Origin of the sequence: Micromonospora lacuserhaii, from assembly GCF_036902735.1 — a bacterium.
Taxonomy (GTDB): domain Bacteria; phylum Actinomycetota; class Actinomycetes; order Mycobacteriales; family Micromonosporaceae; genus Micromonospora.
The window spans coordinates 1-9475 of the sequence record NZ_JBAKHO010000096.1 but is presented as its reverse complement, the minus strand read 5'-3'; the positions used below and the strand labels follow the sequence as shown (position 1 = coordinate 9475).

Sequence of the window (9475 nt, the reverse complement as noted above, 5' to 3'; positions counted from 1 at the left end):
AACTAATAATAGCCGCACCACCGGCGGGCCCGTCCAGCGGGTTCCGCACCACCGTGCCGGCGGGCCACCCAGGGCAGCTCCCGGGCCGCTTCGAGCAGCCCGGCCCGCCGCTCCCGGTCGCGCCAGGTCCGCGCCACGACGTCGCGGACCACCCGCGGCGGGCGGCGCAGCGCCGCGGTGAGGACCGCGTTGCGCGCCTCCATCCGGCGGCGGGCCCGCGCGTCCCGGCCCGCCGGCAGGGGCAGGTGGTGCACCACCAGCTCCGGCACGTACGCCAGTTGCCAGCCGGCGGCGGCCAGGTCCATCGCCAGCAGCGCCTCCTCGCCGTACGTGCCGAGCCGTTCGGCGAAGCAGCCCACGGCGGTGAACGCCGCGCGGCGCAGCACCACCGCGCAGGCCAGGAAGCCCAGCACCGACGGGCCCGGCGCGCCCGGCGGGGCACCCAGCGGCGCGCCGGCCATCTCCGCGCAGATCGGATCCGGCCGGCCCTCCCGGCCGACCAGCACCCGCGCGGTCAGCAGCCCGGTGCGGGGATGCTCCCGCAGGATCTCCGCCGCCCGGTCCAGCGCCCCCGGCGCCCAGTGCGAGTCGTCGTCGGCGAAGGCCACGAAGGGGGTACGGGCCAGCGCCACCCCGATGTTGCGGGCGGCCCCCGCGCCCCGGTTGGCGGCCAGCGCCACCACCCGGACCTCGGGGAAGGCCGTGGCGACCGCCTCCGCAGTGCCGTCCTCGGACCCGTTGTCCACCACGATGACCGGCCCGGGGTGCCGGGAGAGCACGTCGAGCAGCTGCTCGCGCCGGTTCCGGGTGGCCACCACCACCGTCACGTCCTGACTCATGGCGGCCCTGGTACCCCGATCCGGACCGCTCACTCGGTCGGCGCGCGATTCCCGCCGCCGACGGGGTGCGAAGGCGCTCCGGACGGGAAGGCAGCGCCATGTCCGGTGACGGGGTGACCCTCTTCCTCGGCGGCGACGTGATGACCGGCCGCGGCGTCGACCAGATCCTGCCCCGACCGGGCCTGCCTGAGCTGCGGGAGCAGGCCGTCACCGACGCCCGCCGGTACGTGGAGCTGGCCGAGGCGGTCTCCGGTCCGGTCCCGCGCCCGGCCCCACCGGACTGGCCGTGGGGGGCGGCGCTGCGGATCCTCGACGACCTGCGACCCGACGCGCGGATCGTCAACCTGGAGACCTCGGTGACCGGGCGGGGGGAGTTCGCCCCCGGGAAGGGCATCCACTACCGGATGCACCCGGACAACCTGGACTGCCTCCGCGCGGCCCGGCTCGACGTCTGCGCGCTGGCCAACAACCACGTGCTCGACTTCGGCCCGGAGGGGCTCGCCGACACCCTCGACGGCCTGCGCGGGATCGGCGTCGCGCCGGCCGGAGCGGGCCGGGACGAGGTCGAGGCGTGGCATCCCGCCCGGTTCGACCTGGGCGGCGGCCGGCGGCTGCTGCTCTGGTCGGTGGGCACGCCGTCCAGCGGCATCCCGCCGCAGTGGGCGGCGACCGAGCGGCGACCCGGAGTGGCGTACCTGCCGGAGACGAGCGAGGAGTCGGCCGCCGCGCTCGCCGACCGGATCTGTCGGGTGGCCCGCCCCGGCGACCTGGTGGTGGTCTCCGTGCACTGGGGATCGAACTGGGGTTACCAGGTGCCGGCCGAGCAGATGGGCTTCGCGCACCGGCTGGTCGAGGCCGGGGTGCACCTGGTGCACGGCCACTCGTCGCACCATCCGCGCCCGATCGAGGTCCATCGGGGCGGGCTCATCCTTTACGGCTGCGGGGACCTGATCGACGACTACGAGGGGATCGGGGGGCAGGAGTCGTACCGGCCGGAGCTGCGCCTGCTGCACCTGCCCACGTTCGCGGCGGGCCGGCTGGTCCGGCTGCGGCTGGTCCCGGTGCGGATCAACCGGATGCGGCTGCAGCCGGCGGAGCCGGCCGAGGCCCGCTGGCTCGTCGAGCTGGTCGACCGCCTGGGGGAGCCGTTCCGTACCCGCTTCGACCTCGGCGCGGACGGCATGATCACCCTCCGCTCCGCTGGCCCGGGGTGAGGGCCGGTGTGGCCTGCCACACCTCCCGCCCACCCGCCGGACCGGCGCACCAAAAGAAACGCATCATAGATACATGACGCATCCCAGCCCGTCGGCGCGGGTCGCCGCGCCGTCGGCCGCCGAACGCGCCTACCGGCACCTCAAGCAGGGGATCCTCGAGCAGGTCTACCCGGGTGGCCTGCTGATCAGCGAGGGCGAGATCGCCGAGGCAGCCGAGGTCTCCCGCACCCCGGTCCGGGAGGCGCTGCTCCGGCTGGAGGCCGAGGGCCTGGTGGCGCTCTACCCGAAGCGCGGGGCGCTGATCCGTCCCGTCTCCGCCCGGGAGATCACCGACGTCGTCGAGGCCCGCCGGCTGGTCGAACTGCACGCCGCCGACCGGGTCTGGCCGCAGCGGCACACCCTGCGCCCCGTGCTCGCCGGCTGGCTGCAACGGATGCGCGAGGCGCACGCCGCCGGTGACCTGCGCGCGCTGATGGAGGCCGACCGGGCCTTCCACGCCAGCGTGGTCGAGGCCGCCGGCAACGAGATCCTCGCCGAGCTCTACCACCGGCTGCGCGACCGCCAGCTGCGGATGGGCGAGGCCAGTTTCCGGCTCTCGCCCGGCTGGGCCGACGTGGCCCTCGGCGAGCACGCCGCCCAGCTCGCCGCCCTCGACGGCGACGACCCGCAGGCCTGGCGGGACGCGGTCAGCGCGCACATCGACAACGCCGCCACCGTGCTGCGGACCCTGCGGTGACCGCGGCCCCGACCACCGCCCGCCGCTCCGCCGCGCTCATCTGGGCGGTGGCCGTCCTGGCCTACGTGGCCGCCGTGTTCCACCGCAGCTCGCTGGGCGTGACCGGGGTGGACGCGGCGCACCGCTTCGACATCAACGCCTCCGCCCTGGCCACCTTCTCCGTCGCCCAGCTTGCCGTCTACGCGGCCATGCAGGTGCCGGTCGGGGTGCTGCTCGACCGGTACGGCTCGCGCCGGCTGCTGCTCGTCGGCGGCGCGCTGATGGTCGCCGGCCAGCTCTGCTTCGCCGTCGCCACCGACGTACGCCTCGCCGTCGCCGCCCGGGTGCTGGTCGGCCTGGGCGACGCGATGACCTTCATCAGCGTGCTGCGCATCGTGGCGTTCTGGTTCCCGGGCCGGCGCAACCCGCTGCTGGTGCAGCTCACCGGCACCCTCGGCCAGCTCGGCGCGATCCTCGGCGCGGTGCCGCTGGTCGCGCTGCTGCACCACGCGGGCTGGACCCCGGCCTTCCTGACCGCCGCCGCGCTCGGCGCGACGGTGCTGGTGACGGTGGCCGTGGCGGTACGGGACACCCCGCACGTCGAGCACGCCACCACCGTCGCCCCGAGCCTGGCCACCGTACGGCGGGAGCTCGCCGCCGCCTGGTCCCAGCCGGGCACCCGGCTGGGCCTGTGGACGCACTTCGTCACCCAGTTCTCCGGCGCGGTCTTCGCGCTGCTCTGGGGCTACCCGTTCCTGGTGCAGGGCCAGGGCATGTCGCCGACCGCCGCCGCGTCCCTGCTCACCCTGATGACGGTCGCCACGCTGCTCTGCGGGCCGGTCATCGCGCACCTCTGCGCCCGGCACCCGTTCCGCCGCTCGGTGCTGGTCTTCGCCATCACCGCCGCCACCGCCGCGATCTGGGCGGTGGTGCTGGCCTGGCCGGGGCCGGCGCCGCGCTGGCTGCTGGTCACCCTGGTGCTGGTGCTCGCGGTGAACGGCCCCGGCTCGGTGATCGGCTTCGACTACGCGCGCACCTTCAACCCGGTGCACCGGATCGGCAGCGCGACCGGGATCGTCAACGTCGGCGGCTTCGTCGCGTCGATCGTGCTGATCCTCGCCGTCGGCGTGGTGCTCGACCTGACCACGCCCGCCGGGGCCGCCACCCCGCCGCTGGACGCCTTCCGCTGGGCGTTCGCCGTGCAGTACCTGCTCTGGGCGCTCGGCGCGGTCCAGGTGCTGCGCTACCGCAACGCCGCCCGGCGCCGGCACGCCGCCGAGCGCGCGGCCGCGCCCGTACCCGTGGGGGCTGCTCCCGGCGCGTGACGACCGCCGTCCCGGCTCCGGCCACGGGCGGTGCGTCAGCGCCGGCGGCGGTGGGTGAAGGAGTCCAGCACCAGGGTCAGGCCCGCGCCGACCAGCCAGACGTCCTTGGCGAAGCCGATACCCGCCTGGGTCGGCTTCAGGCTCTTCGGCTCCCGCAGTCCGGGCGTCTTCAGGTAGAGCTGCACCAGCCCGGCGCCGAACGCGGTCAGCCCCAGACCGCCCAGCAGCGACGGCACGAACGGGACGAGCAGGGCGGCGCCCAGGGCGATCTCCGCCCGGGACAGCAGCATGGCGAAGCGCGCCGCCTCCACCTGCCGCAGCTGTGGGACCGCCCCCACCGCCATCCCGTGCACCGCCTCGGCGGCCTCCCCCTCCAGGGTCCGCTTGCCGAGCCCCGAATTGAGGATGAACGCACCGATGCTGAGCCGTAACGGCGCATGTGTCAGCTTCATCTGCCCTCCCGTCCCTGCGACGCGACCGTGCCCCCGCCTACCCGACGTACGCCACCTGAATCCGCCCGGCATCGCTGGGCCGCCCGCGCTGATCGGCGGTAGGTTCGCGGAGAGGTCATCGCCACCGCAGGCAGGAGGATCGCGTGAGCCAGGAAGTCCGGGGAGTCATTTCGCGGCGCAAGGGCGCGCCGGTCGAGGTCGCCACCATCGTGGTGCCCGACCCGGGGCCGGGCGAGGCGGTGGTCCGCGTGCAGTCCTGCGGGGTCTGCCACACCGACCTGCACTACCGCGAGGGCGGCATCAACGACGACTACCCGTTCCTGCTCGGGCATGAGGCCGCCGGGATCGTGGAGCAGGTGGGGGAGGGCGTGACCGGCGTCGCGCCGGGCGACTTCGTGGTGCTCAACTGGCGGGCGGTCTGCGGAGTGTGCCGCGCCTGCCGCCGCGGCCGCCCCTGGTACTGCTTCAACACCCACAACGCGGCCCGCAAGATGACCCTCACCGATGGCACCGAACTCGCCCCCGCGCTCGGCATCGGCGCCTTCGCCGAGAAGACGCTGGTCCATGCTGGTCAGTGCACCAAGGTCGACCCGGCCGCCCGGCCCGCCGCGGTGGGCCTGCTCGGCTGCGGCGTGATGGCCGGCCTGGGCGCGGCGATGAACACCGGCGGCGTCACCCGGGGCGACTCCGTGGCGGTGATCGGCTGCGGCGGCGTCGGCGACGCCGCGGTGGCCGGCGCGGCCCTCGCGGGCGCGACGACGATCGTCGCGGTGGACACCGACGCCCGCAAGCTCGACTGGGCGCGGAAGTTCGGCGCCACCCACACCGTCAACGCCTCGGCCGAGGACGCCGTCGAGGCGGTCCGGGCCGCCACGGGCGGCTTCGGCGCCGACGTGGTGATCGACGCGGTGGGCCGGCCGGAGACCTGGAAGCAGGCGTTCTACGCGCGCGACCTGGCCGGCACGGTCGTGCTGGTCGGCGTGCCGACCCCGGAGATGACGGTCGACCTGCCGCTGCTGGACGTCTTCGGCCGCGGCGGCGCGCTCAAGTCCAGCTGGTACGGCGACTGCCTGCCCAGCCGGGACTTCCCGCTGCTCACCGAACTCTACCTGCAGGGCCGCCTGGACCTGGACGCCTTCGTCACCGAGGAGATCGCGCTGGACCAGGTCGAGGAGGCGTTTGCCCGGATGCACCACGGCGACGTGCTGCGCTCGGTGGTGGTCTTCCCGTGACCGCCCGGATCGACCACGCCGTCACCGCCGGCACCTTCTCCCTCGACGGGCAGACCTTCGACGTCGACAACAACGTCTGGGTGATCGGCGACGACGCCGAGTGCGTCGTCGTCGACGCCCCGCACGACGTGGCGGCGATCCTGCGCGCCGTCGGAGGTCGCCGGGTGGTCGCCGTCCTGGCCACCCACGCCCACGACGACCACGTACGGGTCGCTCCCGAACTGGCGAAGGCGACCGGCGCGCCGGTGCTGCTGCACCCCGCCGACCGGGTCCTCTGGGATCTGGTCCACCCCGACGTGGCGCCGGACGGGGAACTGGCCGACGGGCAGGCCGTCGACGTCGCCGGCACCACCCTGCGGGTGCTGCACACCCCCGGCCACAGCCCCGGGGCGTGCAGCCTTTACGCCCCGGACCTCGCGGCGGTCTTCACCGGCGACACCCTCTTCGCCGGCGGCCCGGGCGCCACCGGTCGGTCCTACAGCGACTTCGGGACCATCATCGCGTCGATCCGGACGCGGCTGCTCACCCTGCCCCCGGAGACGGCGGTGCACACCGGGCACGGCGACAGCACCACCATCGGCGCGGAGGCCCCGCACCTCGACGAGTGGCTCGCCCGGGGGCACTGACCGGCGAGTTCACCGCTCCCCGTCGAGCACCGGCTTGACGTCGAGCACGGGCGTGCCGTCCACCGCCTCCAGGTCGGCGACCCGCACCCGCAGGCCGTCGACCGCCAGCACCCGTACCCGGTGCAGCCCGATCGGATTGGGTCGGTGGGGGGAGCGGGTGCTGAACACCCCGGTCTCCGGCCGGCTCCGGTCCCCGCGCGGATGCACCGCAAGCACGTCCCGGTCGGCCCGGTCCAACCAGGTCAGCACCAGCATGTCGGCACCGGGTCGCAGGTCGCGCAGGCCGGCGGCGACGGCGGGGGTGAAGACGAGCCAGGCCTCGGGCGCGCCCTCGTCGCCCTGCTTCGGGGCGCGGTCCAGGTCGGTCAGCGGCGACTCGACCCGGCCGACCGGCCGCAACTCGTACGACCCGGTCACCGGACGTCCCACCGCATGCGCGTACTCGTCCTTCGATCGACGGGAACCCACTGTAACCCCACCTCGGCGGGAATCGGGTTGCCCACCATGATCACGGCGACCAGGATGCTCTCCATGTCCGTCACCTCCCGGACGAGCCCGCCCGACGCGCCATCCCTCACCACCGCGCAAGCGGCCGCGCTGGCCCACGTCCGCGAGGTGGCGTCGGGTCACCGCCCGGCCGCCCTCGCGGTGATCGCCCGGCACCTGGCCGCATCCGCCGTCACCTGTCGACCCGAGGAACTGGTGCGGGCGGTCGCCGCACACGGTGGACTGACCGTGAACTTCCACCCCGACCGGCTGCTGGCGGACGGGCGCACGGTTGCCGGGGCGCTCGCCGACGAGGGCGTGTACCGCAGCCAGTTCGTCACCGGCATCTCCAACGGCGGGCTCACCGCGTACCCCGGTGGGGACCGGGACCGGTGGGAGGAGAAGCTGTTCGACGGGGCGTACCACAGGGCCGGCGTGCGCGCGGCGGACCGGCCGGTCTACGGCGGCCTGAATCTGCTCGGCCACCCGGACGGCGCGTGCCCCCGCTTCGGCTCCTGCCACCTGGTGCTGCGGCCGGAGGTGCTGGGCCGGGCGACGCTCTGCTTCGGGGACAGCTCCGTCGGCCCCCGGTACCTGGGTACGGCGGACGCCGGTGAGGCGATCCTGGCCGCCCTGCTGGCGGCGACCGCCGAAGACGGGTCCTGTCTGGGCGTCACCGGCCTGGGCGTCGCGGGCCTGACCCGGGTCCTGCTCGACCGGCACGCGTGGGCACCCTGGCGGCCGGGCGCCGCCGGCCGCGCCCTCGACGACTACCTGGAGGCCCAGATCCACGGCGGGATCGTCCTGGGCCGGGACGTCGCGGCGCTGGTGGTCGACCCCTCGTTCCGCGATACGGACACCGGGCACGCACTGGCGACAATCGCCCGGCGGCACCGGATCGACCTGGTGCTCCACGGTGGATTCGCGTTGCCGGTCGAGGGAGTCGATCCGGAGTTCCGCGGGCCCGCGATCCCGCCGCTGGCGGCCCGCGTGCATGCGGAGTTCGCCCGGCCGGGCGAGCTGATCGACGCCGCGCTGGTCGGGCGGGCGGCCGCCTCGGTGGTCCGCGAGCCGCACCGCTGGGCCGACCGGGGGCCGACGGCGGACACCCTCCAGCACCTCAAACAGCTCTGGCACGTCCTGGTCCGGTACGGCGCACCCCGCACCTGACCTGCCCGTTCGTCCCGTTCGACCCGGGACGCACGGACCGGAGGTGAGCCAGGCCGCAGCCCCAGCCGAGGACCCGGCATTTCCGGAATGACCGACACGCGAAGCTGGTTGTGTCCCCAGTACCGCCGGCATGCAAACCCCCGTCGGCGGAGCTGTTCCCCCGAGGGGCGCTCACTCCGGAGCGCGTCGACACGATCGAAAGGGCAACCATCGTGAAGCAGGACTTCACTCGATGGCTCCCGGCCATCGCGAAGAACCGCCGGACCGCACTGGGCATCGCTGGCATCGCCGCCCTCGGCGGCCTGGCATTCGGACCTGCCGCAGTGGCCGCCCCCATCACCGGCGGACCGCACGCGGGCGCCGTCGCCGCCATCGACCTGGCCACCGGCAAGAACCGGCAGGCCACCACCGTCGAGTCGGGGCTGACCATGGGCAGCAAGACCGCCGAGGTCCCGTCCGGCAAGCCGAGCAAGGACGAGCTCATCCCGCACGGCGTCGAGGGTGCGCAGTCCCGCGTCCCGCTCGACGACGCCCAACTCGCCAACGCCAAGGCCATCATCAAGGAGGCCAAGGAGACCGGCGTGGGGGAGCGGGGCGCGGTGATCGGCATCGCCACCTCGCTGCAGGAGTCCAAGCTCTACAACCTGGGCCACCTCGGCGCGTACAACGACCACGACTCGCAGGGCCTGTTCCAGCAGCGTCCGTCGTCGGGTTGGGGCACGCCGGAGGAGGTCACCGACCCGAAGTACGCTTCGCGGGCCTTCTTCCAGGCGCTGAGGAACGTGCCCGGCTGGCAGGAGTTGCCGCTGACCGCCGCGGCCCAGACCGTCCAGGTCTCGGCCTTCCCGTACGCGTACGCGCAGTGGGAGGAGCAGGCGGCGGACATCGTCCAGCAGCTCTGGTGACCACCTGAACGCTATCGACCGGCCGGTCCCCGTGAGGGGGCCGGCCGGTCGCCTCGTCGCGGGGCGGGTTCCCGTGTCGCCTGGGGCCAACGATGTCCTGATGAGCGACATGACGGAGCGTCATGAATATGACGCGGAGTCATATCGCTCTTCGGCGGATCGTTCCCGACACTGCGTCCCGCCGCGGACACGGAGGTTCAGGCGGCTTCCTCGCGTGCCGTGCCGCAGCCGCGATGTTCGCCTCGATCTACCAGCCGGCCCGGCGGCCGCCTCAGATGCAGTCGGTTGCCGTCCGCAATCACGACCGCCACCCGGGCTGCCGTGCGTCGTTTGCGTGATGTGTCCGGGCCCGAGGTGGGGACGGTGCTGCTTGTCGGGTCCCGGGGTGTGGTGGGGCTGCGCCAATGTCCCGTCTGCGCCCGATGGCGGGTGCCGTCCCGTGACCGGTGGCACTCTGAGCCTGGAATCGTGGCCGGCCCGCCGTCGTTACATATCCCGTACGACCGCAGTA

Annotated in this window: 10 protein-coding genes; 7 read left to right on the top strand and 3 right to left on the bottom strand. The window is 74.3% G+C overall.

Translation table 11 applies throughout. From position 1 onward, the window contains the following. Positions 1-2 precede the first annotated feature (2 nt). Complete coding sequence (locus tag V6U81_RS28495; protein ID WP_334494088.1) at positions 3-839, bottom strand: glycosyltransferase family 2 protein; 837 nt, start codon at positions 837-839, stop codon at positions 3-5. A gap of 98 nt (positions 840-937) precedes the next feature. Between V6U81_RS28495 and V6U81_RS28490 the strand changes: the two genes are divergently transcribed. The 3 genes from V6U81_RS28490 (at position 938) to V6U81_RS28480 (ending at position 4093) form a co-directional block, all read left to right on the top strand. Next, a complete protein-coding gene (locus V6U81_RS28490; RefSeq protein ID WP_334494086.1) occupies positions 938-2053 on the top strand; it encodes a CapA family protein in 1116 nt (371 codons plus the stop codon). A 73-nt stretch (positions 2054-2126) separates the two neighbouring features. Next, positions 2127-2789, top strand: a complete 663-nt coding sequence (locus tag V6U81_RS28485) for a GntR family transcriptional regulator (RefSeq protein WP_334494084.1) — start codon at positions 2127-2129, stop codon at positions 2787-2789. Next, the gene (locus V6U81_RS28480; RefSeq protein ID WP_334494082.1) at positions 2786-4093 is read left to right on the top strand and encodes an MFS transporter; all 1308 of its coding nucleotides are present in this window, start codon (positions 2786-2788) and stop codon (positions 4091-4093) included. The genes V6U81_RS28485 and V6U81_RS28480 overlap by 4 nt, the downstream gene beginning before the upstream one ends. Before the next feature lie 35 nt (positions 4094-4128). On the opposite strand, the gene V6U81_RS28475 is transcribed toward V6U81_RS28480, so the two are convergent. Then, complete coding sequence (locus V6U81_RS28475) at positions 4129-4545, bottom strand: hypothetical protein (RefSeq protein ID WP_334494080.1); 417 nt, start codon at positions 4543-4545, stop codon at positions 4129-4131. 143 nt (positions 4546-4688) lie between these two features. Here V6U81_RS28475 and V6U81_RS28470 point away from each other — a divergent pair, with 143 nt between their 5' ends. Both V6U81_RS28470 and V6U81_RS28465 read left to right on the top strand, forming a co-directional pair. Next, complete coding sequence (locus V6U81_RS28470) at positions 4689-5777, top strand: S-(hydroxymethyl)mycothiol dehydrogenase (RefSeq protein WP_334494079.1); 1089 nt, start codon at positions 4689-4691, stop codon at positions 5775-5777. Next, positions 5774-6403, top strand: coding sequence for an MBL fold metallo-hydrolase (locus V6U81_RS28465; protein WP_334494077.1), 630 nt, complete (start codon positions 5774-5776; stop codon positions 6401-6403). The genes V6U81_RS28470 and V6U81_RS28465 overlap by 4 nt, the downstream gene beginning before the upstream one ends. A 9-nt stretch (positions 6404-6412) precedes the next feature. Here the strand turns inward: V6U81_RS28465 and tsaA are convergent, their stop codons facing one another. Next, entirely contained in the window at positions 6413-6832 is a 420-nt protein-coding gene (tsaA, locus tag V6U81_RS28460) for a tRNA (N6-threonylcarbamoyladenosine(37)-N6)-methyltransferase TrmO (protein ID WP_334494076.1), read from the bottom strand. Between the two features lie 102 nt (positions 6833-6934). On the opposite strand from tsaA, the gene V6U81_RS28455 reads away from it, so the two are divergent. Both V6U81_RS28455 and V6U81_RS28450 read left to right on the top strand, forming a co-directional pair. Further along, positions 6935-8059, top strand: a complete 1125-nt coding sequence (locus V6U81_RS28455) for a DUF3626 domain-containing protein (RefSeq protein WP_334494074.1) — start codon at positions 6935-6937, stop codon at positions 8057-8059. 212 nt (positions 8060-8271) lie between these two features. Then, complete coding sequence (locus V6U81_RS28450) at positions 8272-8964, top strand: hypothetical protein (RefSeq protein WP_334494073.1); 693 nt, start codon at positions 8272-8274, stop codon at positions 8962-8964. Positions 8965-9475 lie beyond the last annotated feature (511 nt).